We start from the raw sequence: 26,155 nt of genomic DNA, 5'->3' as shown, positions 1-26,155 counted from the left end.
GCTATCAGAACGCTTTGGATTGTGATTTTTCTAGCGGTGCTGGTCTGGTCGGGTATTAATCCGAAAGATCAGTTTACCTGGTTACTGGAGGCTTCTCCGGCGATGATCGGAGGCCTGTTGCTGGCATTTACCTATCGCAGCTTCCACCTGACCCCGCTGCTGTACCTTTGCATACTGGCACACGCCATCGTGCTGATGGTCGGCGGGCACTATACCTATGCCGAAGTACCGCTGTTTGACGGCCTCTTTGGTGCCGAACGGAACAACTACGATAAGGTGGGGCACTTCTTTCAGGGCTTTGTACCCGCATTGCTGGCGCGGGAAATACTGATCCGCAAAGCGGTGGTGAATGGTGCGGGCTGGCGAACGCTGTTTATCGTCTCGGTATGCCTCGCGTTCAGTGCTTTCTATGAGTTGATTGAATGGTGGGTCGCACTCGCGGTCGGCCAAAACGCCGAAGCCTTCCTGGGGACTCAGGGCTATGAGTGGGATACGCAGTCCGATATGGGGCTGGCCCTGCTGGGTGCGCTCTGCGCGCTGGTTTTGCTGTCCGGCATGCACGATCGCCAGCTGAGTCGCCTGCAGGTAAAGCCGCCGGGGCAGCAATATGATTGACCGCGCGGCTTGCTCTTGCTGAGTCCCGATCGTCGGCGTAGCCGCTGGCTGCGCCGATGTTATCCCTGAATCCCGCCCTCGGTCAGTTTTGCCGGGTCCAGCAGTTTTTCCAACTCTTTCCGGCTCAGGTCAGTCTCCTCTTCAGCGACATCGATCACTGGGCGGGACTCGGCGTAGGCTTTCTTGGCGATCATCGCGGCTTTCTCGTAGCCGATCACCGGATTGAGCGCGGTGACCAGAATCGGGTTGCGATCCAGTGCCCGTTTCAGGTTTTTCTCGTTGACCCGGAAGGTGGCGATGGCGCGATCGGCCAGCAGCAGCGAGACATTGCTGAGCAGCTTTTCACTTTGTAGCAGGTTGCTGGCGATCATCGGCAGCATCACGTTGAGTTCAAAGTTGCCATGCTGGCCGCCTACGGTAATTGCGGTGTCATTGCCGATCACCTGGGCGGCCGCCATCATGGTCGCTTCCGGAATCACCGGATTGACCTTGCCCGGCATAATCGAAGACCCCGGTTGCAGCGCTTCCAGCTCAATCTCACCCAGCCCGGCCAGCGGACCACTGTTCATCCAGCGCAGGTCGTTGGCGATCTTGATCAGCGCGGTGGCCAGGGTTTTCAGCTGGCCGGAGAGCTCTACCGCCGTATCCTGGGTTGCCATGGCGGTGAAGGTGCAGGGCGCCGGGACAAAGGCCAGCCCGCTCAGTTCAGAGAGTCGCGCGGCAAAGGCCTCGGCAAAGTCGGGATGGGCGTTGACGCCGGTGCCGACGGCGGTGCCGCCCTGGGCGATCTGATGCAGACGGGGCTGGCAATCCTGCAGGCGAGCGATGGCCAGCTCCACCTGGCCGGCCCAGCTTTGCAGCGTCTGTTCCATCCGCACCGGCATCGCATCCATCAGGTGGGTGCGGCCGGTTTTGATATGCTGGCCGATGGCGATGGATTTACTGCGTATCCGGTTCAGCAGGTGATCCAGCGCGGGCAGCAGGTTGTTTTCCAGTTCGATCGCGGCACTGACATGGATCGCCGTGGGAATCACATCGTTGGAGCTTTGCCCCATATTCACATGGTCATTGGCATTGACCGTCTGTCCGCAGCGGTGTGAGGCCAGTGTGGCGATCACTTCGTTGATGTTCATATTGGAGCTGGTGCCGGAGCCGGTCTGGAATACATCCACCGGAAACTGATCGAGATGCTCTTCGGCGGCTATCTCGCGTGCGACGTCGATAATCGCCCGGGCGATCGCTGTATCCAGCAGGCCCAGCTTGAGATTGGTTTCCGCCGCCGTCTGCTTTATCAGAGCCAGCGCATGGATAAAGGGTTCCGGCAGGGTCTGGCCACTCACCGGGAAGTTGTTGACGGCCCGCTGGGTCTGGGCACCGTATAGTGCTTTCCGTGGTACTTCCAGTGCCCCCATGCTGTCTTTTTCTACCCGGAAATCACTCATTAGCTGGCTCCTGTCAGTGGAAGGGTTCAGTGCCTGCAGGCCTGACTACTGCTTTCAATGTAGTTGCCAACTGCAGCACTGGACAAGGTTTGCTGCGCTGGCGCAACCTGCTGCTGTAACTGTGGTATAAAGCAGCACAGTTATAGAGACAGGACAACGCCATGCACCAGCAACAGATACAGACCGCCGCCGAAGCACTGCGGGCACGACGCCTGAACGATCAATTGACTGCCCGTCTGGCGGAGCCTTTGCGGCCCGACAGCTGTGATGACGCGCTGGCGATCCAGCAGGCGCTGACCGGCCTGATGGCAGCAACAGACCCGGTTGCAGGCTGGAAGTGTGCATTGCCGATTAGTGAGGGGCCGATCGTGGCACCGATCTTTGCCAGTACGGTCTGTTCCGGGGCGGAATGCCCGATCCTGCCGGATCAGGGCCGCTGCAAGGTCGAGCCGGAGATCGCATTCTGCTTCGGGCAGGACCTGCCGGTGCGTGACGCGCCCTACAGTGAGGCCGAGGTTGAGGCGGCGCTATCCGGTGCCAATCTGGCGCTGGAGCTGATCCGCAACCGCTACCTGCCGGAGGAGGAGGCAAGCTTTGCCGAACACCTGGCCGACTGCCTGTTTAATCAGGGGCTCTATAACGGGCCTGAAGTGGCGCTGGATAAAGCTTTTGCCGCGGCTGAGATCGAGCTGACGCTGACCGTCGATGGCGACAGCGATACGGCCCGCACGCTGGCAGGCCGCCATCCCAACGGCCTGCCGCAGACACCGCTATTGTGGCTGGTGAACTTCCTTAACGATCAGGGGATAGGAATCAAGGCCGGGCAGCAGGCGATCACCAGCTCCTATGCCGGGGTGATCGAAGTGGAGGCCGGCAAGCCGTTTACCCTGCAGTTTGGCGAGCTGGGCAGTATTGAAACCCGGTTAGCGCTGATCGATGTGGCGCAATAGCGAACCCTCGAACCAGCCATAGCAGATCGCGGGTTTCGCTGCGCGCTACACCCGGCTGCAAAAGGGCCAGGAGCCCGTCTTGCTCAGCTATCGGCGGAGCGTGGCAGAGCTACGAAACCCGCGAAGCCGTTTACCGCCTGCGCCGGTTACGGCCACCCGAACGGCCGCCGGGTTTACCGCTTTTACCCAGGGCGCGGTCGCGGGCGCGTTTTTTTTGTGCGCCGGGACTGCTTTTACGGGGCGTATTGACCGGTTTGCTCGGGTCCGGCTCAAAGCCCGGCAGCCACTGCTGCGGCAGCTTGCGATCGATCATGGTTTCGATCTCTTCCAGCAGGTACTCCTCAGCCGGGCTGACCAGCGAGATCGCAAGGCCCGAGCCACCGGCACGGCCGGTGCGGCCAATACGGTGGATATAGTCCTCATTGTTGTAGGGCAGTTCGTAGTTCACCACGTACTGCAACTGGTCGATATCCAGTCCGCGCGCTGCTACATCCGTAGCGACCAGCGCCCGGATCTCTCCGGAGCGAAACGCCTCCAGGCCACGTTCCCGTGCGCCCTGCGACTTGTCACCGTGAATCGCCTGGGTTTTCAGGCCATCCTTACACATCTCGCTCGCCAGCTCATCGGCACCCTGGCGGGTACGGGTGAAGATCAGTACCTGATGCCAGTTTTTAGAGCCGATCAGGTAGGAGATCAGTTCCCGCTTACGGTCAGCATCGACCGCATACACCATCTGCTCCACCAGCGCGGCGGTGGTGTTGCGGGCATCCACTTCGATCAGCTTCGGCTCTTTCAGCAGGGTCTTGCTGAGGTCAAAGATCGCCGGGTCGAAGGTGGCCGAGAACAACAGCGTCTGGCGCTGCTCCGGCACCTGTTTGAGGATGCGGCGGATCTCATCGATAAAGCCCATATCCAGCATCCGGTCGGCTTCATCGAACACCAGGTGGCGGATCTGGCTCAGCTCGACGGCACCGCGCCCGATCAGGTCCAGTAGCCGTCCCGGTGTCGCCACCAGGATATCCACGCCGTCGGCCAGCGCACTGAGCTGAGAGTTGATACTGGCACCGCCATACACCAGAGCGGCGCGCAGGTCGCATTGCTTGCCGTAGGCGACAAAGCTGCGGTACACCTGTTGCGCCAGTTCGCGGGTGGGTGCCAGCACCAGCGCGCGGGGCTGGCCGCTAGCGGCATCACTGCTGAGCAGCTGCAGAATCGGCAGGGCAAAGGCTGCGGTCTTGCCGGTGCCGGTCTGGGCTCCGGCCATCAGGTCTTCACCGGAGAGAATAACGGGAATAGCGGCGCTCTGGATCGGGGTTGGCTCGCTGTAGCCCTGTGCGGCAACCGCCTGCAGCAGCGATGGCATAAGGCCTGTGTTTGAAAAGCCCATAGGTAGGTTTACTCCGGTGAATACATCAGGGTGAATCATTATTCGGACTAGCGCTGGCAGGCCTGCCAAAAGGTTTTACAAACCTTTTACACTTTACGCATATCCGGCTGACAGCTCTGGCTTGCGGGCAACGTACGCTGATGTTATCTAAACATCAACGAGGAATTTAAAAATGAAACCACAAAGGCTATGGCGACTGTTCGCGGTCGTGATCTCCCTGCTGACGCTCAGTGGCGCGGTCAGTGCCAGTGACCTGAAACTGGGGGTTAACCTGGCGACCCCGGTGATGGAGACGGGCAAGCAACAAAGCGCCTTCGTCAAGATCTCGCTGGAGGGGATCGAAAAGGGCGGCGTGACTAAACGGCTGCCGGCCAATGTGGCGATCGTGCTGGATAAGTCCGGTTCCATGAACGGCAAGAAGATCCGCCAGGCCCGGCAGGCGGCGATTATGGCGATCTCGCGCCTCGATCCTGAGGATATTGTCTCGGTAGTGAGCTACGACACTTATGTCGAGGTGGTCGTGCCGGCGACCAGGGTGAGTGATCGTCAGGCGATCAACCGGGCGATCCGGAATATCAGGGCCGACGGCAACACCGCCCTGTTTGCCGGGGTCAGCAAGGGTGCGGCCGAAGTGCGTAAGTTCCTGCAGCGCCAGAATGTAAACCGGGTGATCCTGCTCTCGGACGGGCTGGCCAATGTCGGCCCCAGTGCCCCCCACGAGCTGGGCGAACTGGGCGCTTCACTGGGACGCGAGGGGATCAGTGTCACCACCCTCGGTCTGGGGCTGGGCTATAACGAAGACCTGATGACTCAGCTGGCCGGGTTCAGCGACGGTAACCACGCCTTTATCGAAAACGCCGATGATCTGGCGCGGATCTTCCAGTATGAATTTGGTGATGTACTGTCGGTGGTGGCGCAGGGGGTGGAGATCGAGATTCGCTGCCTCAACGGCGTCAAACCGCTGCGCATTCTCGGTCGTAACGGCGAGATTCAGGGCCCGCGCATCCGCACCCGGATGAACCAGCTGTACAGCGCGCAGCAGAAATATATCCTGCTGGAGGTGACGGTACCGCCACAGGTACAGGCCGCCGAGATGCAACTGGTCGACGTGGCGGTGAACTACCAGAATCCGTTTGCCGGTACCCGTGAATCCCTGCAGGGACTGGCGGTGGCGCGTTTCAGCCAGTCAGAAGATCAGGTAAAGGCAGCGGTGGATAAGGAGACCTACCAGAGCGCCGTAGAGCAGGTGGTTAACGAGATGAGCCGCGAAGCGGTGCAGAAGCGCGACCAGGGTGATATCTCGGCGGCGAAGAAGATCCTCGAAGCCGGTGCCAGCTACCTGCGCAGCAATGCCGATAGCCTGGCGGCACCGGAACTGCTGGAACAGGAAGCGGAAGTGTTGCAGGATGCTGAAGAGCTGGACGACGATGCCCAGTGGAACCGTAAACGCAAGGAACTGAAGGCACGGCAGTATAAGCGTGCTACCCAGCAGACCTATTGATGAACTATCGTACCGCCGTCATCCTCGCCACCCTGATCCTGCTGCCGGTAATGATACTGGGCTGGATGGGGGTGCGCCTGGAATATAACCAGCAGCAGCTCGGCCGTCTGCAACTGCAGGCCCTGATCGACCAGCGCCTGCAGTCGATCGACGGCCAGTTACAGCAGCATTTCGCGACAGCCCAGCAGCGCCTGCTCCAGCAGGCAACACGGCTCTACCGGCAGAAAGACCGGCCGGGACAGGGCTATAGCCCGGAGCAACTGCGTCACTGGCTGCAGCGGGAGGCGCTGGTGGGGGATCTGTTTGTGCTCTCGCCACAACAGCAAAGGGCCTATCCCGTCGGTGAGCTGACCCGGCGCGAGCAGCAGTTTATCGCCCGTACCGAACGCCTGCTGGCGCGGCCGCAGCTGTTTCAGGTCAGCAGCGATGATCCCCAGGTGGTGCAGGCCCCGGTGGCGCAGCAGAGCTACCTGTTAAGTGCGCCGCTGGAAGAGCGGGCACAAAGTCAGGCCCGGGTGACGCTGCGGGCCCCGGCGGCTGAATATACCCGTGACAGTGCGCAGGATGATCCGATCTCAGGTGAACAGTCCCGCGAACCACTGCGTGATCAGCCGGGTGAATCGCCCGCAGAGCAGTCCGGCTGGCTGGCCTGGTATGCGGACATGGGCCTGCAGCATATTTTCTGGTGGCAGGATCCTGACGGTTACACCCTCGGCTTTGCGCTGGATGCCAGCCGCCTTAAGTCTGATCTGATCAATCGGCTGCCCGCCAGCCAGCCGGATGAGGCCAGCCGCTATGAGATCCGCCTGATCAACAGTAACGCCGAAACCCTGTATGCCTTTGGCAGCTATCGCGAAAGTGGCGATCAGGCCCTGCGCTCACTGCCGCTGAGTCATCCGCTGGGCAGCTGGCGGCTGGAGTACCATGCACCTGACAGCACCGGTGGTGCCATCAACTGGTTCACCCTGACAGCCACCCTGCTGTTGCTGACCGCCGGACTGTCGGCACTGGGCTGGTGGCTCTACCGTGAACAGCGGCGTGAACTGGAGCTGGCGCAGCAGCGGGTTAATTTCGTCAATCAGGTCAGCCACGAGCTGAAAACCCCGCTGACCAATGTACGGATGTACGCCGAGATGCTGGAACAGCGGCTGGATAACGGAGACAGCCGTACCCGGCGCTATCTGGCAGTGATCAATAATGAGAGCCGGCGCCTGTCGCGGCTGATAGAGAACGTCCTCAGCTTCTCGCGCAAGCGGCATAACGGTCATCAGCTGAGCTATCGTACCGGCGTGATCGATGACTGCGTGCAGCAGGTGATCGATACCTTCAGCCCGGTACTGGCCCAGCGCGGCCTGCGGGTTGAGTTCAGTGCTGCAGCCGGTGCACCGGTGCAGTTTGATCCCGAAGCGCTGGAGCAGATCCTCAATAACCTGCTCAGCAACTGTGAGAAATACGCCGCCGACAGCGAACTGATCGAGATCAGCAGCGGGCAACAGGGTAGCCACACCTCTATCCGGGTGGCCGACCGGGGGCCGGGCATCGCAGAGAGTGAAACCCGGGCGGTGTTTGAACCTTTTTATCGTGTCAGCAACGCCCTGACCGACGGCGTTACCGGTACCGGCATCGGCCTGGGTCTGGCGCGGGATATCGCCCGTGCCCACGGTGGCGATCTGACACTGGAACGCTGGAAGCAGGGCTGCTGCTTCTTGCTGACTCTGGAGACACCACAATGAAAGTACTGGTTGCCGAAGACGATCTGAATATCCGCGAAGGCCTGTGTGACCTGCTGGAACAGGAGGGCTACCACTGCATCGAAGCGGAGGACGGCGTCCAGGCGCTGCGCCTGTGGCAGTCCGAACGGCCCGAGCTGGTGTTGCTGGATATCATGATGCCGGGGCAGGATGGCTACAGTGTCTGCCGTCAGATCCGCCAGCAGGATCAGCAGCTGCCGGTAATCTTTATCACCGCCAAGTCGGAGGAGATCGATCAGGTGGTCGGGTTGGAACTGGGGGCCGATGATTATATCAAGAAACCCTTCGGTACCCGTGAAGTGATTGCCCGCATCCGGGCGGTGACACGGCGCACCCTGCAGCAGGCTGGCGGGTCTTCGGCTGGCGGGGTGCTGGAGCTGGGCGAGCTGCAGCTGTTTCCGGATCAGCTGCGTGCCCGCCGGGGTGACCAGCTGATCGACCTGAGTCTGCGAGATGTACGGATTCTGCAGCTGATGCATCGTCACCGGGGCCGGGTGGTCAGCCGTGACCAGCTGTTTGACGAGGGCTGGGGGCGGGATTATATGCCCAGCTCGCGCACCCTGGACCAGACCATTTCCCAGCTGAGGAAACGTATCGAAACCGATCCGCGCCAGCCGCAGATTATCAAGACGGTGCATGGTATCGGCTACCGTTTCGACGGCTGATCGGTGCGGGCTGTTCGCTGGTTTTTACCGCACGCTTACCGGACCTTTGCCGCACGCTTACCGGGCTGAGGCCGCGGCGCACAGGGGCCGCAAACCCGGTTACGTCCGCGCGCCTTGGCCTGATACAGCTGCGTATCGGCCTCGCTGATCAGCTCATCCAGCGCCCGTGTCGGCGCCATCCCGGCAGCCACGCCCAGGCTGGCACTGACCTTTATTTCCGGCAGTCCCCAGCTATGGGAAAGATCCGATATCCGCTGCCGTATCCGTTCGGCAACCCGTATCCCCTCGCGGACAGAGGTGTCCGGCAGCAACAGGATAAACTCCTCGCCGCCCCAGCGGGCCAGCAAATCGAATGACCGCAGTTCCTGCTTCATCGCCAGGGCGATATGGGCCAGAACCCGGTCACCGTAGCCATGGCCGTACTGATCGTTGATCTTCTTGAAGTGATCGATATCGAGCATCAGGATGCACAGGGTGCGCTGGTTTCGGGCTGAGCTGTTCCAGAGCGGCTCGGCCCGCTCATAGAAGGCCCGGCGGTTAAAGATACCGGTTAACGGATCGATACTGGCCAGCCTTTCCGCCTTGCTGCGGCGGCCGTCGATCTCCCTGAAACGGAACGCCAGCGCAGCCGCCAGCAGGGTCGCATCCAGCAACATGCCCAGCTCGATGGCCCGGTGATTAAAGACGGTATAGGGAATTAGCCCTTCGGAGGTGGCTGCGCTGATCGTGGTCCCGGTGGCAATGAATACCGAGCCGAGCAGAAAATACATCGCATTACGGCGGTCCTCACGCAGGCAGGCCAGTCCCAGTCCCACCATTAAGAACGGAAACAGGGTCAGGCCGGCAAAGACCAGATAAACCGCTGCCAGGTACTGCTCGGCCAGCAGCGCGGTCATTATGATCGCGCCGCTACCGGCAAGGGCAAAGTGGAGTCGACGCGTAAAGCCCGGATACAGCGCGGAAAGGTTCAGGAAACGGATGCTGAACAGCAGCCCCGTGACAATATAGGCACTCAGCAGTGTGATGTTGGCATAGTGTTGTCCGCTGGCGGACGCCGGCCAGAGCCATTGATGACCGTGGCCGGTATAGCTGATGTTGGCGAGAAGGAAGGCCAGCATATACAGCGAATAGAGCAGGTAACGGGTGTCCCGCAAGCCGGCGTATAGCATCAGGTTATAGAGCAACAAAGCGCCCAGGGCACCGTAGAGCAGGGCATAGCTGTAGGCTTGTTCCAGCGTGCGCTGCTCGGCCTGGGACAGCTGCAGCAGGTAGACCGGCAGCAGCATCGGCCCGGCCTGTTGAGTGCGGATCAGTAGCAGGGATTCCCCGGGTGGAAAGTTGTAATCGATGGCGAAGAAGCGTTGCTTGACGGAATGCTCGCTGAAGTGGGTCAGGTCAGGGCTATGGCGTTGCCACTCAATCGCCCCCTCCCGGGCGATATAGATATCAACTCGCTCCAGCCAGGCATTTTCAATCTGGATACGCCTCAGCACAGACAGGCCGGTATCGTTCTCCAGTCGGGCCAGCAGCCAGACCGGCCTGGCGTTGAGGCCGAGGTTGATCGCTTTGCTTGTCGAGCGGTGGAATTCGCTGCGGAGGAAGGCATTCAGTGCCTGAGAGGCCGTCAGCGGAGCCGATGCCTCCTGAAGCAGCCAGAAACGGTCGCCAATGCTGTCGGCATAGGACTGTGAAAGCCGCAACGGGGCGGCCTGAAGCGACAGGCCGCATCCCAGCAGTATGCACATAAGCGACAGCCTGAACTGATATCCGGATATCATTCCCTGTCCTGATTCAGGAGCGGACTGCCGGCCATCTGGCACCGGCGCTGTCACTCCGATTTATTGGTCATCACACAGTATGGCGGCTGAGCGCTACGGCATCTGTTTCCGTCCGGTGCTGCGATCCTGCTTCAGCCCTGATCGTGCTCAGAGGCTGATTTTACCTAGACCATAGTATTGGTCAGTTTTGCCGGTATCGGTAGTTTATCTGTGCGGTGTGCGCCGGAATAAACCGGAGCTCCCGGCGGCACGCTGCCGTTGCCTCGTGCGGTAGCAACGCCGGAACATTGCGGCTGGCGGATCTCCCTTCTTCACAGTTTCTCCTCAATTTCTGCGCATTTCCTGCAAATTTCCCCGCCAGAATACGACTAAACATCAGCAGAGGATTGTGATGATGAACCTGACCAGACTGGCTCGCCTGGCGATCAGCGAAGAGGGATTTGCCTTCGACCCGACCACCGGTGAAAGCTTTGCGCTGAACCAAACCGGGTTGACGGTATTGCGGGGTCTGCTCTGCGGCCAGCCGCAGGCGGAGATTATCGAGACACTGGCGAATGAGTTTGACCGCGCGCCACGTGAAGTCGAGCGCGACTGCATGGACTTTATCAATCACCTGACCACACAGGGGCTGGCATGATGGCTATCGATAAGGAGATCGCCATCGCGATCACAGGCATCAACGCAACCGACAATCCCGGTCCCGGCACCGGGGTGGCCCGCAGCCTGCGGGAAGCTGAATCTCTTAACTGCCGTATCGCAGGGCTGGCCTACGATGCACTGGAACCCGGCGTCTATATGGAGCAGCTGTTCGACAAGTCTTTTCTGCTCTCCTATCCCAGCGCCGGTGAGACCGCATTCCTCGAAAGGCTGTTCTATATCCGTGAGGCGTTCGGCCTGGACGTGGTGATCCCGACGCTGGATACCGAGTTGCCGCTGTATATCAAACACCGTGACACCCTGGCGCTGTCCGGCATTCATAGCCTGCTGCCGACCGAGGCGCAGTTCAACCTGCGGGGCAAAGACCGGCTGGCCGAGGTGGCGGAGCAGACCGGCATCAGCGCCCCGGCACAGAAAACCGTGATGACCCTGGATGAAATGCACCGTGCGATCGAAGAGATCGGATTGCCGGTGATGATCAAGGGTGCTTTCTACAAAGCCTATAAGGCCTACTCGATGGACGAGGCGGTGGGCTACTTCTCCCAGGTGATTGCCGAATGGGGTTACCCGGTGATCGTACAGCAGCTGGTACAGGGCGAAGAGCTGAATGTGATCGGCATCGGCGATGGCGCAGGCAACTGTCCCGGACTGGTGGCGGTACGCAAGATGACCACCACCCCGTTGGGCAAGATCTGGACCGGTATCACTATCCGCAACCCGGCGCTGGAGCGGGCAACCCGCCAGTTTGTCGATGGCACCCGCTGGCAGGGTGCCTTTGAGATCGAGTGCATCGTCGATGGCGACAAGATCTGGCTGATTGAGATCAATCCGCGCTTCCCGGCCTGGGTTTACCTCTCCACCGGTGTCGGTATCAACCTGCCGGAGATGCTGGTGCGGCTGGCCCTGAAGCAACCGCTGGAGGAGGTCAGCGACTATCCCACCGGCAAGTTATTTGTCCGCCACACCCAGGAATCGATCTATGACATGACCGCCTTTCAGAACATGGTTACCCAGGGAGAGACCTGATGAGTGATACCTGCCTCGGCTGGCATCTGGTGATCGCTCACTTCGCCCCGCATGATCTCGACGAGGTCACCCTGGATGGCAGCCGACTGAAACGGACAGAGGTGAATGGATGAAACAGATACTCACGGTCGGATTTATACTGTTTGTCCTTATAGCTGCGGCACTGCCGCTGGGCGTCAGGGCACAGCAGGTCGACATGCGACAGAACGATCACCGCTCATTCAGTTATGAGCGCCCGGAAAACTATATTGATGCCATCAAGGCAATGGCGGTCCACTCTATCTGGCTAACCTCGGTCAAGTACTCTATCTGCAGGGACAGCGGGTATCAGCCCGGCGAGCCTTCAATATGGCGCTGAGCCGCGAACCGGGCCAGCAGTAAGCCAGGGCAAAAAACTGAATATCTGAACACCGGCGTGAACCTGCTCTGCGTTTGCTGTGACCCACAGGTACAGCAAACACAACGGAGACAAGGTCATGAACGCTCACAACGCTCTGCTCGCACTGCTTCTGGTGCTGATGGCGCTGAACAGTTGTGAATCCCCCGTCACTGTAGCGATGGGCGGTCAGGGTCAGGCGGTGGCTACCATCTACCTCGATCGCCAGCTGCAGTTACCCCTGAGCCTGCTGATCTAAGCGGGCTGACTGCGTTCTGAACTGTCTCCTGATCCCCAAACCGGGCAGGAGGATGTATATGTTTACTCACCGAATCACTGCAGTACCGCTGGCGCTCTGTCTGTCTGTGGCGGCCCTGGTGCCGGCAAGTGCAGTCGCCGAAAGCCGATCGCCGGCCCCTGCGGCAACTGCTGCACAGCATCAGGAACGCCAGCGCGCGGCCCTGTTGCGCCAGTACATCACCGAACAGCGCTATCGCCATGCCGACCAGCACCTCAGTCAGCAACGCGACTATCAGTCTGCCGTCGGGCAGGGTGCCAGTAACCGCGGCGGTGCCCGGGGGCACGGTCTGGAGCAGCAACAGGGTGATCTGGCCGTAGGCGGGCTGGTTCAGGGCGGCGGTGTCGGTTCTGAACTGCCGGATGGCTCATCCAGCTTCCAGTTCGCCCCGCAGAGCAACACCCTGACGGTGGGGCAGGATAACTATGCCCCGGTGCAACTCTCCAATATTGCCGCCAGCAACGGTGCCGTCCATATCGGTGATATCTACCAGGGCAACATGTACGGCAGCCAGATCGGCAACAATCAGGAGGGCCGCCAGCTGGGCGACAGCAGCAACCAGCAGATCAACGATCAGGACCAGCGCGCCGCCAGTGACAGCGGCAGTCAGGACCGGGTCAGCAACTAAGGAGGTTTCAGCGATGAATGTCTTACTGATACTCAGCCTGACGCTGCTCGCCAGCGGCCTGTTGCAGGCCGGCGAGTCGCCGGCTGAAGAGGCCCCTGACCCGCTGATGGCGCGGCTGCAGTCCGTACAGCAGATGCGGATGCGGCTGGAGCAGGATATGAGCGACTATCTGGCCCAGGCACGGGCGAAAAGCGTGCTGCAACCGCAGCAACCCCAGGCCCAGCCCGACCTGCGCACTATGCGTCAGGATGTCCAGGCCAACCTGCAGCGGCTGGAAGAGCGCTTCCGTTGCCTCGACGTCGATATCTCCGGAAACAACGGCAACGTGGTGCTGGTCTGTGGCGACAACCACGGTCCGGTCTCGACCAACAACCAGCAGGCCTTTGGGGCCGACCTGAATGTCATCAACGGAGGTGGCTTATGAAAGCGCTGACTTTTACCGCCCTGCTTATGGCCGGCAGCGGTTATGCCGATACCGAAATACAACTGATCGACCAGACCAGCGACAGCGTCATCATGGTGATCACCTCAGAAGAACGCTTCGATCCGCTGGTGCAGCAGTTGCTGGTTAAGCAGCAGCTGACCCGGCACCGCTATATCAGCGAACCGCAGTTTCTGGTGATCCACAACGGCGAAGAGCAATCCCTTAGCGAAGGCCAGATCCGCTATCTGGAGCAACTACTGGCCCGCGAAGAGGAGTAAGCCGCTTCTGATATGGAAGCGCGGATAGATCGCGCGCCACAGCCTTTGGCCACGGATTGGCCTCCCGCAACTGCAACTTCAGGCGTGCCAGCCTGTAATCGGCCACCGCCGGCTAGGCAAAATAAGGCCGGAACAATGCCAAAAAATATGAACCCGTTCTGAACCTGGCGTTACCTACCGGGTAAGCGAAGACGCATTCCACATTCAAACCCCGGAGTCGATCATGAACATCAAATCCCTCGTTGCTATTCCGATGCTTGCCCTGACGATCTCAGGCTGTCAGCAGCAGGTGGTTAAGCCCCAGTCGGTCACCGAAGTCAGTAAGCCGGTGGCCAGCTGCAGCGGTCCGAAACTGCGGGTGGCGGTTCTGCCCTTCGGTGCCACCGGCAAACTGGGGTCCTATGAAGGGTTCGATGTTGGCGAATCCCTGGCGGCACAGCTGACCACGGCGCTGAGCCACACCGGCTGCTTTGTGGTCGCCGACCGGATGGCGCTGTCCCATGTACTGCGAGAACAGGAGATGGGACTGGTGGGCGTAACCAACCCGGAAACCGCGCCGCGTACCGGCGGGGTCATCGGTGCCCAGGTATTGATCAAGACCGATATCACCGAATATGAACCGAATAAGGAGAGCGGCGGCCTTAACTTCGGCTTTGCCTCCTCCAAGCTGCCGTTTGGCCTGCGCCTGGGCGGCAGCGGCAGCACCAGCCATGTGGCACTGGATCTGCGCCTGCTGGATGCCACCACCGGCGAGGTGCTGTTCAGCCGCCGGGTGGAGGCCAGTTCCAAGTCCAGCGGACTGGCGCTGGGACTGGACTTCAAGCAGATGACGGTGGGCGGCGATAAGTTCTACAAGACCCCGCTGGGTCAGGCGACCCGGGTGGCGCTGGCCGATGCGGTCAATCTGGTGATCCGCGACAGCCGCCAGATCCCGTGGCAGGGACAGGTGATCAGCACCCGTGGCGACAGCATCTTTATCAATGCGGGTCAGGATGTGGGACTGAATGTGGGTGACGTGCTGCAGGTCTCCGGTGTGGCTGAAGAGCTGATCGATCCTGAAAGCGGCCGCATGCTGGGCCGGGTGGAAAGCCCCCTGGGCCGGGTCCAGGTGAAGATGGTACAGGACAAGTACGCCGTAGTGGCACCGCTGAGCCGCTTTGAAGCGCGTCGCGGCGACATTATCCGCTTCTGAGTCAGGTGTCTTAGTCCGCCGGCACTACTCACCTGAGCCATCCGGTGGACTGGCCCTGTAATCCCGCTGGATTCTGAACCTATGCGCAATACAGTTGCTACCCTTAACCATAAGCCTTTCGCACGTAGTACCGCGCCGCAGGGAGCACCGCCGGAGCCGGGCCTGAAGCCGTTCAGGCAAGCAGGTCAGCCGCAGCGACCGGTGTTCTATCCCGACACCTATGCACCGGTCAGTGGTTGGCCTGTGTCTCCTGAACCCGAGCAACCTGATCAGCAGTGCCCTGCACCCGCCGGTGACGGGGCTGAGCCGGTCACCAGAGATACCCCTGCCGGAGGTGCCCGAATGGACACAGCCAGTGAGCGGGCCGCCGAAGAGCAACAATGGATCGGACAGATCGCCAACAGGGACCGGGCGGCACTGAAACGGCTCTACGACCGCTATGCACCGCGAATCTTCCGCTTTGTGGTGCGCATGATCAAAGATGAGGCCAAGGCGCAGGAGCTGGTCAACGATGTGATGCTGGAGATCTGGAAGGGCGCAGCGGGATTTGAGGGACGCTCGGCCGTCTCCACCTGGATTCTGGGTATCGCCCGCTTTCGTACCCTGAACGCCTTGCGGGGCTATAAACCGGTGACGGTCGATCTGGACGACAGCCCGGAGCAGGAAGATCCCCATACCGACCTCAGCCAGCAGAATGACCGCGAACAGCTGAAGCCTCTGCTGAGGCGGGCGCTGGATGCGTTGTCACCGGAGCACCGCGAAGTGGTCGAGCTGACCTTCTTTCAGGGCTGCAGCTATAAAGAGATCGCACGCATTGTGCAGTGCCCGGAAAACACAGTGAAAACGCGGATGTTTCATGCCCGCAGTAAGCTGAAGCCCGTGCTGGAAAGGCTCGGGCTATCGGCAACGGACGCAGGAGAGATGCCATGACTGACCCCGATATCGAACAGCTTCTGGCCTGGTACGCCAACGGCACGCTGGATAGCGAGGAGAAGCGACAGGTCGAACAGTATCTGCAGCAGCATCCGCAAGCCCGGCTGCAGCTGGCGGAGTATGAGTTTATGGCCGACACCGTCAGCGATGTGAGCCTGCAGGAGCCGCAGCTGCCGGAGGATAACTTCGACAGCCTGATGGCGCAGCTGGATCAGCAGGAAGCCGACGAGAGCAGTGCCGCCGACAGGCAGCAGAGGGCAGCCAGCCCGGAGCAGGGCTCACCACGGCCGATTGTGCGGCCATCTCTGCTGGAACAGCTGCAGCAATGGTGTCGCGAAACCCTGCAGTGGGGGATGACGCCGGCCTTTGCCCGTGTCGCCGTAGTGGCACAGTTTGCGCTGGTGGCGGTGCTGGGCAGCGCCCTGTTTATGCAGGATGACAGCGCGACCGGGCCGGAGGGCTACGAGGTGCTGTCCGGTGGTAATGGCGTGCCGGCCTTGGGCGGTGTCCAGCTGGATATCGCCATGAAACCGCAGGCCACCCTTAACGAATTCAGTCAGCTATTGCAGAGCGTGCAGGCCAGCGTGATCAGTGGGCCAAACACCCTCGGCATCTACCGTATCCGGTTGCAGCCGCAGGACCAGCCCGACAGCCGCATTGAGCAACTGCGACAGCACGAGGGTGTCAGTTACCTGCAACCCTTGTCGTCCGCCACACCGGAGGCTGAGTGATGAAAACTCCAATAAGCGCTCTTCTCAGAATCAGTCTCAGGAGCAGTTTCAGAGGCTGCCTCAGGGGCTTTATCAGAGCGGCCCTCAGTGGGCTCAAAGGCCTGCTATTGGTCAGTCTGCCGTTGCAACCGGCGCAGGCCGATAACCACCTGCTGCCTGCAAAGCCGGTATTGCCTGAGGCATCCGGCAGTGCCGACCCACTGGCCCGCAGCCGTGGAAGCTGGGGGCAGGCCTATGCCGACCAGTGGGGGCTGTACAGCATCGGTTACCTGCATGCCGGGGGCGCGCGCCTGACACTGCCGGCATCGCTGGAAACCGTAACCGTGGCGCTGATCGATACAGGCGTCGACTACCGCCATCCGGATCTGCCGCCTGAGCACCTCTGGCGTAATCCCGACGAACAGGCGGATGGCCGCGATAATGATAATAACGGCCTGATCGATGACCTGATCGGCTGGAACTTCGTCGGGCAAAACAACCGCCCCTGGGATGACCACGGCCACGGTACCCATCTGGCCGGCATCATCGCCGCGCAATCCGGCAATGCCATCGCCGCGCAATCCGGCAATGCCATCGGCATCGCCGGAATCGCCCCAAACGCCCGGCTGATGGTGCTGAAGGCACTGGATGGCGCAGGCCATGGCAATGGCAGCGATATTGCAGCGGCGCTCCATTATGCGCTGGATAAGGGCGCACAGATAATCCAGCTCAGCCTCGGCGGGGCTCAGCCCAATGCGCTTGAACGGGATGCGATCGCCCGTGCGGTGTCCCGTAACGTGCTGCTGGTGGTGGCGGCTGGCAACAGTGCCGCGCGGATTGCCGCGCAGGGCTATGAACAATTGCCCGGCGTGATGCTGGTCGGGTCGGCAACGCCACAACGGGCGCGGGCGACATTCTCTGACTGGGGCACTGAACTGGCTTTGCTGGCCCCCGGGGTCGATATTCTTTCGCTGCGGGCTAAGGGTTCAGACCTGCTCTGGCGGGACAGCGCGCCGGGATACCAATCCGGCAGCGCCGTGGTCGCTGATAAGTACTATCGCGCCAGCGGCAACTCCTTCGCCGCACCCTTTGTTACGGCCGCCGCCGCATTGATACTGGGGCAGCGACCGCAACTGTCGGCGGCAGAGCTGCGCCGCACTCTGCTGCAGTCCGCCGACGACCTGGGCCCGGCGGGGCCGGATATGAACCACGGTTACGGCCTGCTTAATCTGGCCGCCAGCCTCAGTGCCGATCCCGGACACTTTATAGAGGCCCGGCTCAGCCATACCGAGTGGCAGCCGGGACGCGGGTTACTGATCTACGGTCAGGCCGATGCCGACCTGTTTGCCAGCGCCGCTATCAGCTGGTCGGCCGCCAGTCCGGGGGCCAATCCGACCGATGCCACGGCCGTTAACTGGCAGCCGCTGACCACCCTTAACCAGCCGGTACCCCGGGGACTGCTGTACCGGGTAGACCCGACCATCTGGCCCTCCGGCCAGCTGATTACCCTGCGCCTGAGCACCGAACACCGGGACGGCCAGCGCCGGGAAAGCTACCTGCAGCTACAGATGCCCGCCAGCGTTGGTGCCGTCGCGCCGGTCAGCGCAAACGGAGAGAACTGATCATGAATATATTGGTTACAGCGTCCGTAAAAGTGTTCAGTCTGGCCTGCATCGCATTTAGCAGCCTGCTGTTGGCAAACCCGGCCTGGAGCTGGAGTGACAGCACTCAACTGAACGCGACCGCAGAACCGATGCGGTTGCTGCGGCTGCCTGTCGGGGCTGATCCCGATCGCTGGGCCCGCCAGCAGGGGCTGGATAACTGGCAGCTGCGCCAAAACAGTCGCGGCGAACAATGGATCAGCAGCCGCATCGGCGATCAGCAATGGCGCCAACGACAGGCTGCCTGTCTGGGGTCGGATTGCCAGAGCGACAGCTGCCAGTCTATTCGCAATATCACGCTGCCCACGCAGCGACGTGGCTGGCTGGTGCCCCGGGCGCCGGATTTAACGCGGGCGCTGAACGGCGAAGCCGCGCTCTGTCCCGCCGCCCAGCAAACCCAGCCCTGGCGTGGTGAATGGCCGAAGGGCAGTGAGGCCGCCTGCTGGCAGTTGCAGCTGAGCCATCCCTGCCAGAGCGAACAGACCCCGGCGGAGTACCTGAAGGAGCAGTGGCAGCCGGATCAGATCCTGATGCTGTTAAGGCAGGGCGCAGAGCCGAATGACAAACTGGCGGGGCGGTTGGGACTGCAGCTGCTCGAAGCCTATACCCTCGACTCTACCGGTGATCGCCTGCTGCGGTTGCAGCGTCCGCCACAGGCCGTGCCATTGCAAAATCTGATCGATCAGCTTAGCAACGATCCGATGATCGCGTTGGTGCAGAAGGACCTGGCCTATTTTACCCTTGGTAGCCACAGTGCGTCGGATGACCCGCTGGCGGGCTTTAACTACGGCCCGCAACTCAGCACCGCCGAGCGGTTGGTATCGCAGTTCAGTGGCCGAGAGGTGAAAGTCGCGGTGATCGATACCGGCATTGACGCGCAACATCCCGAGCTGGCCGGGCGGGTTGGTAAGCAGCGGGACTTTACCGACCGGGGTTACAGCGCCGATCCTCACGGTACGGCCGTGGCCGCGATTATCGCGGGGGCGCGCAACAATGGCGTGGGGGCCGCCGGGGTCGCGCCGCAGGCTACGATTATGGCCTATAAGGCCTGTCATCCCCGCCTGCCGGGGATGCAGCAGTCGCGCTGCTGGAGCCGCAGCCTGATCCGGGCGCTGGACAGTGCCATCAGTGACAATATCAGCCTGATCAACCTCAGCCTGGGCGGGCCGCCTTCGCCGATTCTGCAGCGGCTGGTGGCTGAAGCCGAACGGCGCGGACTGCTGCTGGTTGCTGCCGCCGGGAATGGCGGAGGCAATGCCCGCCCGGTGTATCCGGCCGCCTGGCCGCAAACCCTTGCCGTTACGGCGCTGGGGGCCGACCGGCAACTCTACCGAATGGCGAACCGGGGGGATTATGTGCAGCTGGCGGCACCCGGCGTCGACATCATCACCGCCGGGCCGGGCGGGACGCAGCCGGTTCTCTCCGGAACCTCCATGGCCAGCGCCCATATCAGCGGCATCGCCGCCCAGCTGAAGCAGATGGCACCGCAGTTACCACTGGCGGAACTTAAGACGCGGCTGCTGCAAAGTGCCGAAGACCTCGGCGCTACCGGTACCGACTCGATGTTCGGCCGTGGACTGGTTAACGCCTGCCGTAGTGCCGCCGGGCTGGGGCAGTTGCCTGCAGGTTGTGCCGATCAACTCAGTGCCCGCGGAGGTCAGTCGCAATGAACCACAAACAAGCGCCTGCGGCTGTGATACTGGCCGCGCTACTCGCTCTGGGGCTGACTGCTGGTCTAAGCGGCTGTGCGCAGCAGCAGAGCACCCGGCCGCAACCCATACCTAAAAAAGAGACACCGGAGTCGATCGACCCGGCGCAACCGGATGGCGAGCAGATCGCCGCAAAACAGCTGGCTGATCAGTCTGACCGCAGGGAGCCAACGCAGGCCCCGCGCAGCAACAGGCCCTATCCGGTGCTGAAATCGGGCTTCAACTTTGGCCCCGGTCGCGACTGGCCGCGGCAGCAGTTTGATCCGAATACCCCGGGGCCGCTGCTGGCGGTGACCGAGGCGCAAACGGCAATCGAAGCCGAGATTGCGCAAGCGGGCATCTGTGCCACTGCACAGGCTGCTGCGCCGCTGGATGCCGGGCCGCGCCAGAGCTGGGCTGGCAAGAAAGCCCAACAGCTTGTGGGCGGCGTGCTCGGTTCACTGTTTGGCCGGGGCGGCGATGACAGCGAACCCGATGCCCCGGATACCGAGGACAACCCGTTACCGGCCAATGCCGGACAACTGTTCAGCGACGCCGCCGGTGAACTGGAGCTGGAGCTGGCCGGTCAGCTGACCGATCAGGGGATGCTGATCAATACCGCCATTAAGGACGCCCCGGGTAAGCCCACCTTCCATACCATCTACCTGGAGCGACGCGACTGCAGCCGCGCCTGGCCAGACCGCTATCTGGTCTACAAAATCTGGCTGGAATGGTCGCTCTCCGTCAGCTGGAGCCGCACCGAAAGCAGCTACCGCAATGGTGACCTGGTGTCAGAGCGCAAGAGCAGCGGCGGCTTCAACCGCGCCGGGACGGTCGACCTGGATCAGGGCCGCATCAACCTCAACCGGCCCGAAAACCTCAGCGATTACCAGAAAGGCATACTGGCCGACGCACCGCCACCGATCTGGAAGGCGCTGGGCTTCAACGGCCCCGAAGCCGGTGTACGCTCACTCGGCAGCCAGTTCACTAATGTCAGCCGCAATGCACTGGATCAGGAGATGGTCGCCATCGTCCACGTCGCCCGCCCACAAGGTGAGCGCTACACCACAGAAGCGATGGCCTTCAGGATGGAGCAGGGTGCCGATGGGTTGCTGAAATTTACCCGGCTGTAGTCATTGCGACGTAGGCTGGTGATGAGCCTGCGAATCTCAGAAAACTGAAGGTGGAAAGCGCGCCTAATATCCGGTGTAGTTTGGCGATGAACTCGCGAATCTCAACAAACAGGGGTGAGAAAGGCTACCTGTGTCTGTCGTAGGTTAGTGGTAAATCTGCGAACGCTAACATAAAGGCCTTGGTTGAAAAGAGACGGTAAGGGTTAATACCGTGAACTGAATTCTTGCCGCCCCGGAGTGATATCAACGTGGCTAGAACGCGTTTTTCCATTGTTCAGTATCGATAAACCACCTTTCCTCAAAGACTTTGTTGCCCTCAAAGCTGAATAACACCGTTAGCATAGAAGCCGCTATTTTTTCTGACTTCCAGCTAATGACCGACACAACTTCGTTTTCGCCCTCAATCTGGCGCAGATCGGTAATCTCAAAGCCCGGAGGCAGAATCTCACCGAGACTCTCCAGTGCGGAACGGAAGGCCGTGCGGCCCTCCAGCCGGTTGCTCTGTCCGGGCATAATAAACACCATATCTTCGGTGTAATCAGCCACCAGAGTGTCGAAATCCCCGGTCCCAACCGCTTCCCAGCCACGCTGTACTATATCCGCCAATCTCATTGCTCCAGCCCTCTTGAATACCCCATCCCGATTGCGATGGTTACAAGCATTATTGACTGCGCTGCGTACAGCCAGTTCCGGGTTAGTCGCAAACACTGCTGCGACAGCGCTTTGGCTCAAGCTTCACAGATTCCAGTACTTTGTTCATTATGAGTCAGCTCCCCGGAAGCTGCCTGCGCAAAAATGCAGGAATAGGCGTGGAGATTGCCTCGTATTCAATCTGATAGTTATTAACCCTGTAGGTGGTAAGTGGTTATGGCTCTATCTAGCATTTAGACTTAGTCTCTGAGGTCTTCGGCCCTTAAGACGAATGTGAATTTCCTGAAGTACTTGTTGAAATCCTGTAATGAAAGCCCTTGCAGCTGACTAAATGGTCCAGCGCTTTCAATAGCTTTTCTCGCAAACAGGTCATACTCTGGACTGCTGCTTTTCTCGGTAATCCGGATGCTAATCAGCTCACCTTTGGGGTTTAGCTCAATAATGATACCCGTCGACATACCATTTTTAGCGTCTTTAGAGCGCCGCCAGTTTTTAGAGACTGTATTCCCAATAGATACAACGCATGCCTCTACTGAGGTACAGTAAGTGTACGGCTCCTTATTGGCCCTCTGACTGTTTTGATGTGTTGAACAGCCGCAGAGTAGCGTAATTAGTAATATGAATAAGGTACGCATATTCGCCAGTGGTTTCCCTGAAGCAGGTTTTCAGTCGGAGTCTTAGCCTGGGTGATTAACTCGCGTTTACTGATACGTTAGATTTAAGATCCGATAGAAATTGGTATGCCTGCCTGGGAGAAGTAATCCTGATCCTTCTGATATGCTTATATTCAGGCGATTCCATCAGGTGAGAGTAACGTTCTCGGTTTCGCTTGTAGAATTTAAAGAACCAAAAAATAATCGATTTTCGAGATAGAAATGACCGCCTGAGTGTTTCGTAATTCTCGGTACCCGGCCACAACTCCTTGCCTTCAATCGTGCGTAAGATGGTTCTTTTAAGTAGCTGGAATAAGGTTCTGCTGTAGCTGTAGTCGAGCCAGATGATGGTATCCACTTTCTGCCACTTAAGCTCATTAGTGCGGTTATAGTTACCGTCTAAGACCCAGCGAACACCTGTAATAGCAGCTTCGAGTTTCTGTATAAACTCCTCTGTTTCCGGTTCTTGCCAGTGGCGCTTCCAGTAGAGCTGATCCATCTGAATATAGGGATAGCCCAGGCACTCAGCCAGCGTCTTCGAAAAGGTCGATTTACCACTTCCGGTTGTGCCTATTACGTTTATTCTTTGCATTGCTGACTGGCTCATTCCGTTTTAATACTCCCTGTATTTGTCGGAAGAGTAACAGACTTCATGGCAGCGGTTGTACTATATCCCTTTTATTCTTCACCTGTCTTCCGGGGTAAAAACGCATGGCGTTGCCAGATCTTATAATCGGTCCTGAAAGTTGCTAGATCCTGCCAGACTTTCCTGAAAAAAGGGTCCTTTGACTCTTCGCTGACCACCTGCTGCCAGGTATCTTCAAATAGCGCCAGCATCTGCGGGCTCCAGTAGAGGTTGGTGACGCCACGCTCGTTGACGTTCTTCTGCATCGCCTGATATTGGATCGCCTCGCCCTGGGCCAGGGTGTTGGTCATCGCAGCCCTGCACAGCGCTTCCAGCGTGGCTTGCTGACTGGGGTGCATGCTCTGCCAGCTATCCTGATTGACCAGCAGCTCGATGACGCTGGCCTGTTGGTGCCAGCCGGGGAAGTAGTTGTATTTGGCGATCTTATGGAAACCCAGCATCTGGTCGATGGCGGGTTGGGAAAATTCGGTGGCATCGATAGCACCGCGTTCCAGTGCCGGGAACACCTCTGGCCCGGGAATCAGTGATACCGAGGCACCGAGTTTGCTGAACACCTTACCGCCAAGGCCATAGAAACGCAGTTTCATACCTTTCAGATCCTCGGCGCTGTTAATCGGTCGCTTAAACCAGCCGCCACTTTCCGGCGCTAGCATCGCGCAGGGAATTACTTTTACTGCATAACCCGCTTGCTGGTACATCTCCTGATACAGCGCCCGACCGTTGCCATAGTAGAGCCAGGCCATAAACTCGCCGCTCTCCGGCCCGAAGGGAACTGAGGAGAAGATATTCGCCGCCGGAATCTTCCCGGCCCAGTAACCGGCGATGGAAAAACCGGCATTCACCTTGCCGGTCGATACGGCATCCAGTATCTCAAACGGCGGCACCAGCTTTCCCGGCTCATAGGTCTTTACCTTCAGCGAACCGTTACTGATCAGCGCCGCCTGATCCGCCACCCACAGCATCGAGCTTTTAACCGCGGGCAATGCAGAGGGGAAGGCGAGGGGGACTTTTAACAGCAGCGGCTTTATCTTTTCCGCTGCCTGCAGCGACGAGATGTTCAACGAGGTCATTAAGCTGATCCCAAAGACCAGCGTCTGGCGTAGTAGACTACTTCTCCGGCTCATCCTCTACTCCTTGATCGATCGGCTGCACTTCAAGGTAGATTAGGTGTGATTGAATGAGTTCGCCAAATCAAGCACGGAAAAGGGAGGTCAAGTACTGCTATAGCAGAGAGGGCTTTAAGCAGTGTTGGTCGCCTCCTTACAGGCGCCATAACGTATACCGAATAAACCGAGTACGAAAAAAGCAGCCAATTCGGCTGCCTAAATCAATACTGGAGCGGGAGGCGCTGTCAGGTAAATACCATCACTGTACAAATGGTTGACTCACTTTCAACTAATACCTAAGAACTCTGGAATGACTTTTATAGCGACTCCAATGGCAACCTTTTCCGCTGCATTTGCAGATTTTGGAAATATTGACTTAATGGCTTTTATGTATGAACTATCATCTGTTTTAATGCTGCTATTTTTAAATTCTCTATTTAAGTGTGAGAAAGATTTAGATGTTAGTCGATACTTTCCAGGGCTAACAACTTTGATTAGTCCTTCATCAGAAAGGAACTCAATTGTTCCGTTTAGAATGGATTGCTGTTTATCATTATCGGATTTTTTATTTTCTTCCAGTTTAGTAACTTTGTCTTTTATTGGGTGGAGTTCTTTGCTTATTTCGTCTTTTGTATCTGAAACGTCCTCTTCAAAACATTCTTGAAAGGCTTCGAATGCATCTAAATGAATTTTTAGACTTTTCTCTTCGTTTTTTAATTTTTTTAGACTTTCATGTTTGTCAAAGCGAAGGTATTCTTTAGTTATTTCACTTCGATCTAAGTTGCAAGGTACGGGAAAAGACTCGAATAATATGTCAAGTATTTGGGCTGTGTACAGACTGAATTGTTCTATGTTGTTCATGATTTATTATGTGTAATGTTTTAGTGTTCTAATTGGCTGGTTTGCTCATTTAAGACTGTTTCTTTGTGGAATTAAGTTTTATTCTCAATAATAAGTCAGTGTTTTTCCCTCCATGGGGAAATGAGTAATCATATTTCGATTTTGTGAAATACTATTATCTAGCGCAGTAATTCCTGTAAGCATGTCATCATGAAACGGTTTTAACCCAAACGCAATGTGTAAGATTAGATATTTATCAAAAAAATTATCAACTGCTTAGTTAAACAAGTGTTCGTTCTATTTAAATCAGTAATAGATGAATCTGCGATTTCCTGTTTTGTCCTGAGGATTAGGCGACGAGCCGCCTTCACTGCTAAAAGGCCGCACTTCTTGCTTGTAGCTAAAAGCTATCAGCTTTCCGCTTTCTATAAATCTCTTTTTTGAACCGCTTTCGGCCCTCCCTGTGACCTACGTGATGTCCATGCAACGCAAGTTAATAACATCGCAACCGTGCCCGGCACGAGGAGATCACCATGAACACCATCAAGTCCCTGACCCTGTCTGCCCTGTTTACCGCGATTACTTTTGGTTCTGTTGCTGCCCAGGCGCAGCCGGTGGATTACCGTCTGTATAGCCCGAATATTGAGGTGAGCCAGAAGTACAAGCTGAATAAGCACACCCATATCAACAAGAATAAATACAACTGGGTGAATAAGAATTACCGCTCTGACTACCGCCAGGACAACCTGAATGCCAACCTGCATATGTTGCAGAAACGCAACTACAGCAGTGGTGTCAGCCAGGGGGCGGCCAATGTCAGCGGCAATGTAGGCAACAATATGAACCAGAAGCAGGGCGCGACAACGGTGAGTACCCGCTCCACGGATGCGCTGCGCTACCGTCATGGTGGCCTGAATATCGGCTCGCCAAGTGGGGTTGGCAGCGGCGGCCCTAAGGGTAACTTCTTTATGGATCGCAGCCAGATCGGTGGCAACCAGTCCGGCCTGCAGGCGGGGGATAACACCAGTATCCAGGCCAATAACCAGCGTCAGCATGGTCAGGCCTATACCGGCAGCCTGGATTATCTGAGCAACAGTATTAAAAAGTAATGGCTCGCTAACCTGAAAAGTCCGGTAATAAGCCTCCGCTCGCGGAGGCTTTTCTCT

27 protein-coding genes are annotated in these 26,155 nt (G+C 58.7%); 19 read left to right on the top strand and 8 right to left on the bottom strand.

Annotated features, from left to right (window positions below):
- The first annotated feature begins 21 nt into the window (after positions 1–21).
- Positions 22–615 (top strand): DUF2238 domain-containing protein, encoded by a 594-nt coding sequence (locus Q354_RS0111765; RefSeq protein WP_245601038.1) that lies wholly within the window; start codon positions 22–24, stop codon positions 613–615.
- Between the two features lie 59 nt (positions 616–674).
- On the opposite strand, the gene Q354_RS0111760 is transcribed toward Q354_RS0111765, so the two are convergent.
- Complete coding sequence (locus Q354_RS0111760; protein ID WP_027857769.1) at positions 675–2,057, bottom strand: class II fumarate hydratase; 1,383 nt, start codon at positions 2,055–2,057, stop codon at positions 675–677.
- Between the two features lie 161 nt (positions 2,058–2,218).
- Here Q354_RS0111760 and Q354_RS0111755 point away from each other — a divergent pair, with 161 nt between their 5' ends.
- Positions 2,219–3,007 carry a hypothetical protein gene (locus Q354_RS0111755; RefSeq protein WP_027857768.1) on the top strand — a complete coding sequence of 263 codons (789 nt, stop codon included), beginning with the start codon at positions 2,219–2,221 and terminating at the stop codon, positions 3,005–3,007.
- A gap of 130 nt (positions 3,008–3,137) precedes the next feature.
- On the opposite strand, the gene Q354_RS0111750 is transcribed toward Q354_RS0111755, so the two are convergent.
- A complete protein-coding gene (locus tag Q354_RS0111750; protein WP_027857767.1) occupies positions 3,138–4,394 on the bottom strand; it encodes a DEAD/DEAH box helicase in 1,257 nt (418 codons plus the stop codon).
- A 172-nt stretch (positions 4,395–4,566) separates the two neighbouring features.
- Here Q354_RS0111750 and Q354_RS0111745 point away from each other — a divergent pair, with 172 nt between their 5' ends.
- The 3 genes from Q354_RS0111745 to Q354_RS0111735 are packed head-to-tail and all read left to right on the top strand — an operon-like array spanning position 4,567 to position 8,311.
- Positions 4,567–5,895, top strand: coding sequence for a vWA domain-containing protein (locus Q354_RS0111745; protein WP_027857766.1), 1,329 nt, complete (start codon positions 4,567–4,569; stop codon positions 5,893–5,895).
- Entirely contained in the window at positions 5,895–7,628 is a 1,734-nt protein-coding gene (locus tag Q354_RS0111740; protein ID WP_027857765.1) for a sensor histidine kinase, read from the top strand. Before Q354_RS0111745 ends, Q354_RS0111740 begins: the two co-directional genes overlap by 1 nt.
- Entirely contained in the window at positions 7,625–8,311 is a 687-nt protein-coding gene (locus Q354_RS0111735; RefSeq protein WP_027857764.1) for a response regulator transcription factor, read from the top strand. Before Q354_RS0111740 ends, Q354_RS0111735 begins: the two co-directional genes overlap by 4 nt.
- A 35-nt stretch (positions 8,312–8,346) precedes the next feature.
- Here Q354_RS0111735 and Q354_RS25560 read toward each other — a convergent pair whose 3' ends face one another.
- Complete coding sequence (locus Q354_RS25560) at positions 8,347–10,056, bottom strand: diguanylate cyclase (protein ID WP_169828883.1); 1,710 nt, start codon at positions 10,054–10,056, stop codon at positions 8,347–8,349.
- A 427-nt stretch (positions 10,057–10,483) separates the two neighbouring features.
- On the opposite strand from Q354_RS25560, the gene Q354_RS0111725 reads away from it, so the two are divergent.
- From Q354_RS0111725 to Q354_RS0111660, 13 genes are all read left to right on the top strand, one after another.
- The gene (locus Q354_RS0111725; RefSeq protein ID WP_036229542.1) at positions 10,484–10,726 is read left to right on the top strand and encodes a PqqD family protein; all 243 of its coding nucleotides are present in this window, start codon (positions 10,484–10,486) and stop codon (positions 10,724–10,726) included.
- Positions 10,723–11,772, top strand: coding sequence for an ATP-grasp domain-containing protein (locus Q354_RS0111720; RefSeq protein ID WP_211252247.1), 1,050 nt, complete (start codon positions 10,723–10,725; stop codon positions 11,770–11,772). Before Q354_RS0111725 ends, Q354_RS0111720 begins: the two co-directional genes overlap by 4 nt.
- Before the next feature lie 109 nt (positions 11,773–11,881).
- A complete protein-coding gene (locus Q354_RS0111710) occupies positions 11,882–12,130 on the top strand; it encodes a hypothetical protein (protein WP_027857761.1) in 249 nt (82 codons plus the stop codon).
- Between the two features lie 118 nt (positions 12,131–12,248).
- Positions 12,249–12,407: a hypothetical protein gene (locus Q354_RS28250; RefSeq protein WP_156948303.1), complete on the top strand. Its 159-nt coding sequence runs from the start codon at positions 12,249–12,251 to the stop codon at positions 12,405–12,407.
- Between the two features lie 58 nt (positions 12,408–12,465).
- Entirely contained in the window at positions 12,466–13,074 is a 609-nt protein-coding gene (locus Q354_RS0111700; protein WP_027857760.1) for a hypothetical protein, read from the top strand.
- Between the two features lie 13 nt (positions 13,075–13,087).
- The gene (locus Q354_RS0111695) at positions 13,088–13,498 is read left to right on the top strand and encodes a hypothetical protein (protein ID WP_027857759.1); all 411 of its coding nucleotides are present in this window, start codon (positions 13,088–13,090) and stop codon (positions 13,496–13,498) included.
- Positions 13,495–13,776, top strand: coding sequence for a hypothetical protein (locus tag Q354_RS0111690; protein WP_027857758.1), 282 nt, complete (start codon positions 13,495–13,497; stop codon positions 13,774–13,776). Before Q354_RS0111695 ends, Q354_RS0111690 begins: the two co-directional genes overlap by 4 nt.
- Positions 13,777–13,999: 223 nt before the next feature.
- Positions 14,000–14,968 carry a CsgG/HfaB family protein gene (locus Q354_RS0111685; protein ID WP_027857757.1) on the top strand — a complete coding sequence of 323 codons (969 nt, stop codon included), beginning with the start codon at positions 14,000–14,002 and terminating at the stop codon, positions 14,966–14,968.
- Between the two features lie 81 nt (positions 14,969–15,049).
- The gene (locus Q354_RS0111680; RefSeq protein ID WP_051560082.1) at positions 15,050–15,898 is read left to right on the top strand and encodes a sigma-70 family RNA polymerase sigma factor; all 849 of its coding nucleotides are present in this window, start codon (positions 15,050–15,052) and stop codon (positions 15,896–15,898) included.
- Complete coding sequence (locus Q354_RS0111675) at positions 15,895–16,632, top strand: anti-sigma factor family protein (protein WP_027857755.1); 738 nt, start codon at positions 15,895–15,897, stop codon at positions 16,630–16,632. Before Q354_RS0111680 ends, Q354_RS0111675 begins: the two co-directional genes overlap by 4 nt.
- Positions 16,632–18,233, top strand: a complete 1,602-nt coding sequence (locus tag Q354_RS0111670; RefSeq protein ID WP_084332570.1) for a S8 family serine peptidase — start codon at positions 16,632–16,634, stop codon at positions 18,231–18,233. Before Q354_RS0111675 ends, Q354_RS0111670 begins: the two co-directional genes overlap by 1 nt.
- Positions 18,234–18,235: 2 nt before the next feature.
- Entirely contained in the window at positions 18,236–19,942 is a 1,707-nt protein-coding gene (locus tag Q354_RS27405) for a S8 family peptidase (protein WP_051560081.1), read from the top strand.
- Positions 19,939–21,093 carry a hypothetical protein gene (locus tag Q354_RS0111660; RefSeq protein WP_027857753.1) on the top strand — a complete coding sequence of 385 codons (1,155 nt, stop codon included), beginning with the start codon at positions 19,939–19,941 and terminating at the stop codon, positions 21,091–21,093. The genes Q354_RS27405 and Q354_RS0111660 overlap by 4 nt, the downstream gene beginning before the upstream one ends.
- Before the next feature lie 252 nt (positions 21,094–21,345).
- Here Q354_RS0111660 and Q354_RS0111655 read toward each other — a convergent pair whose 3' ends face one another.
- From Q354_RS0111655 to Q354_RS0111635, 5 genes are all read right to left on the bottom strand, one after another.
- Entirely contained in the window at positions 21,346–21,705 is a 360-nt protein-coding gene (locus tag Q354_RS0111655; protein WP_027857752.1) for a nuclear transport factor 2 family protein, read from the bottom strand.
- Positions 21,706–21,983: 278 nt separating this feature from the next.
- Positions 21,984–22,379 (bottom strand): TonB C-terminal domain-containing protein, encoded by a 396-nt coding sequence (locus tag Q354_RS29000; protein WP_084332569.1) that lies wholly within the window; start codon positions 22,377–22,379, stop codon positions 21,984–21,986.
- A 55-nt stretch (positions 22,380–22,434) separates the two neighbouring features.
- Positions 22,435–23,004, bottom strand: a complete 570-nt coding sequence (locus Q354_RS0111645; RefSeq protein ID WP_245601037.1) for a P-loop NTPase family protein — start codon at positions 23,002–23,004, stop codon at positions 22,435–22,437.
- 71 nt (positions 23,005–23,075) lie between these two features.
- The gene (locus Q354_RS0111640) at positions 23,076–24,113 is read right to left on the bottom strand and encodes a TRAP transporter substrate-binding protein (RefSeq protein WP_245601036.1); all 1,038 of its coding nucleotides are present in this window, start codon (positions 24,111–24,113) and stop codon (positions 23,076–23,078) included.
- A gap of 321 nt (positions 24,114–24,434) precedes the next feature.
- Positions 24,435–25,010: a hypothetical protein gene (locus Q354_RS0111635; RefSeq protein ID WP_027857748.1), complete on the bottom strand. Its 576-nt coding sequence runs from the start codon at positions 25,008–25,010 to the stop codon at positions 24,435–24,437.
- Between the two features lie 512 nt (positions 25,011–25,522).
- On the opposite strand from Q354_RS0111635, the gene Q354_RS0111630 reads away from it, so the two are divergent.
- Complete coding sequence (locus tag Q354_RS0111630) at positions 25,523–26,098, top strand: hypothetical protein (RefSeq protein ID WP_027857747.1); 576 nt, start codon at positions 25,523–25,525, stop codon at positions 26,096–26,098.
- Positions 26,099–26,155: the final 57 nt, after the last annotated feature.

The sequence above is a fragment of the Marinobacterium jannaschii DSM 6295 genome, assembly GCF_000620085.1.
Taxonomy (GTDB): domain Bacteria; phylum Pseudomonadota; class Gammaproteobacteria; order Pseudomonadales; family Balneatricaceae; genus Pontibacterium; species Pontibacterium jannaschii.
This window is presented reverse-complemented; position numbering and strand designations above follow the sequence as displayed.

Coding starts and splice junctions, on each gene's coding strand:
- Q354_RS0111725 (WP_036229542.1), top strand. CDS start 10,484: ATGAACCTGACCAGACTGGCTCGCCTGGCGATCAGCGAAGAGGGATTT.
- Q354_RS0111630 (WP_027857747.1), top strand. CDS start 25,523: ATGAACACCATCAAGTCCCTGACCCTGTCTGCCCTGTTTACCGCGATT.
- Q354_RS0111760 (WP_027857769.1), bottom strand. CDS start 2,057: ATGAGTGATTTCCGGGTAGAAAAAGACAGCATGGGGGCACTGGAAGTA.
- Q354_RS0111645 (WP_245601037.1), bottom strand. CDS start 23,004: ATGAGCCAGTCAGCAATGCAAAGAATAAACGTAATAGGCACAACCGGA.
- Q354_RS28250 (WP_156948303.1), top strand. CDS start 12,249: ATGAACGCTCACAACGCTCTGCTCGCACTGCTTCTGGTGCTGATGGCG.
- Q354_RS0111655 (WP_027857752.1), bottom strand. CDS start 21,705: ATGAGATTGGCGGATATAGTACAGCGTGGCTGGGAAGCGGTTGGGACC.
- Q354_RS0111755 (WP_027857768.1), top strand. CDS start 2,219: ATGCACCAGCAACAGATACAGACCGCCGCCGAAGCACTGCGGGCACGA.
- Q354_RS0111690 (WP_027857758.1), top strand. CDS start 13,495: ATGAAAGCGCTGACTTTTACCGCCCTGCTTATGGCCGGCAGCGGTTAT.
- Q354_RS0111640 (WP_245601036.1), bottom strand. CDS start 24,113: ATGACCTCGTTGAACATCTCGTCGCTGCAGGCAGCGGAAAAGATAAAG.
- Q354_RS0111685 (WP_027857757.1), top strand. CDS start 14,000: ATGAACATCAAATCCCTCGTTGCTATTCCGATGCTTGCCCTGACGATC.
- Q354_RS0111660 (WP_027857753.1), top strand. CDS start 19,939: ATGAACCACAAACAAGCGCCTGCGGCTGTGATACTGGCCGCGCTACTC.
- Q354_RS0111680 (WP_051560082.1), top strand. CDS start 15,050: ATGCGCAATACAGTTGCTACCCTTAACCATAAGCCTTTCGCACGTAGT.
- Q354_RS0111635 (WP_027857748.1), bottom strand. CDS start 25,010: ATGAACAACATAGAACAATTCAGTCTGTACACAGCCCAAATACTTGAC.
- Q354_RS27405 (WP_051560081.1), top strand. CDS start 18,236: ATGAATATATTGGTTACAGCGTCCGTAAAAGTGTTCAGTCTGGCCTGC.
- Q354_RS0111735 (WP_027857764.1), top strand. CDS start 7,625: ATGAAAGTACTGGTTGCCGAAGACGATCTGAATATCCGCGAAGGCCTG.
- Q354_RS0111740 (WP_027857765.1), top strand. CDS start 5,895: ATGAACTATCGTACCGCCGTCATCCTCGCCACCCTGATCCTGCTGCCG.
- Q354_RS0111745 (WP_027857766.1), top strand. CDS start 4,567: ATGAAACCACAAAGGCTATGGCGACTGTTCGCGGTCGTGATCTCCCTG.
- Q354_RS0111720 (WP_211252247.1), top strand. CDS start 10,723: ATGATGGCTATCGATAAGGAGATCGCCATCGCGATCACAGGCATCAAC.
- Q354_RS0111675 (WP_027857755.1), top strand. CDS start 15,895: ATGACTGACCCCGATATCGAACAGCTTCTGGCCTGGTACGCCAACGGC.
- Q354_RS0111670 (WP_084332570.1), top strand. CDS start 16,632: ATGAAAACTCCAATAAGCGCTCTTCTCAGAATCAGTCTCAGGAGCAGT.
- Q354_RS0111695 (WP_027857759.1), top strand. CDS start 13,088: ATGAATGTCTTACTGATACTCAGCCTGACGCTGCTCGCCAGCGGCCTG.
- Q354_RS0111710 (WP_027857761.1), top strand. CDS start 11,882: ATGAAACAGATACTCACGGTCGGATTTATACTGTTTGTCCTTATAGCT.
- Q354_RS0111750 (WP_027857767.1), bottom strand. CDS start 4,394: ATGGGCTTTTCAAACACAGGCCTTATGCCATCGCTGCTGCAGGCGGTT.
- Q354_RS0111700 (WP_027857760.1), top strand. CDS start 12,466: ATGTTTACTCACCGAATCACTGCAGTACCGCTGGCGCTCTGTCTGTCT.
- Q354_RS29000 (WP_084332569.1), bottom strand. CDS start 22,379: ATGCGTACCTTATTCATATTACTAATTACGCTACTCTGCGGCTGTTCA.
- Q354_RS25560 (WP_169828883.1), bottom strand. CDS start 10,056: ATGTGCATACTGCTGGGATGCGGCCTGTCGCTTCAGGCCGCCCCGTTG.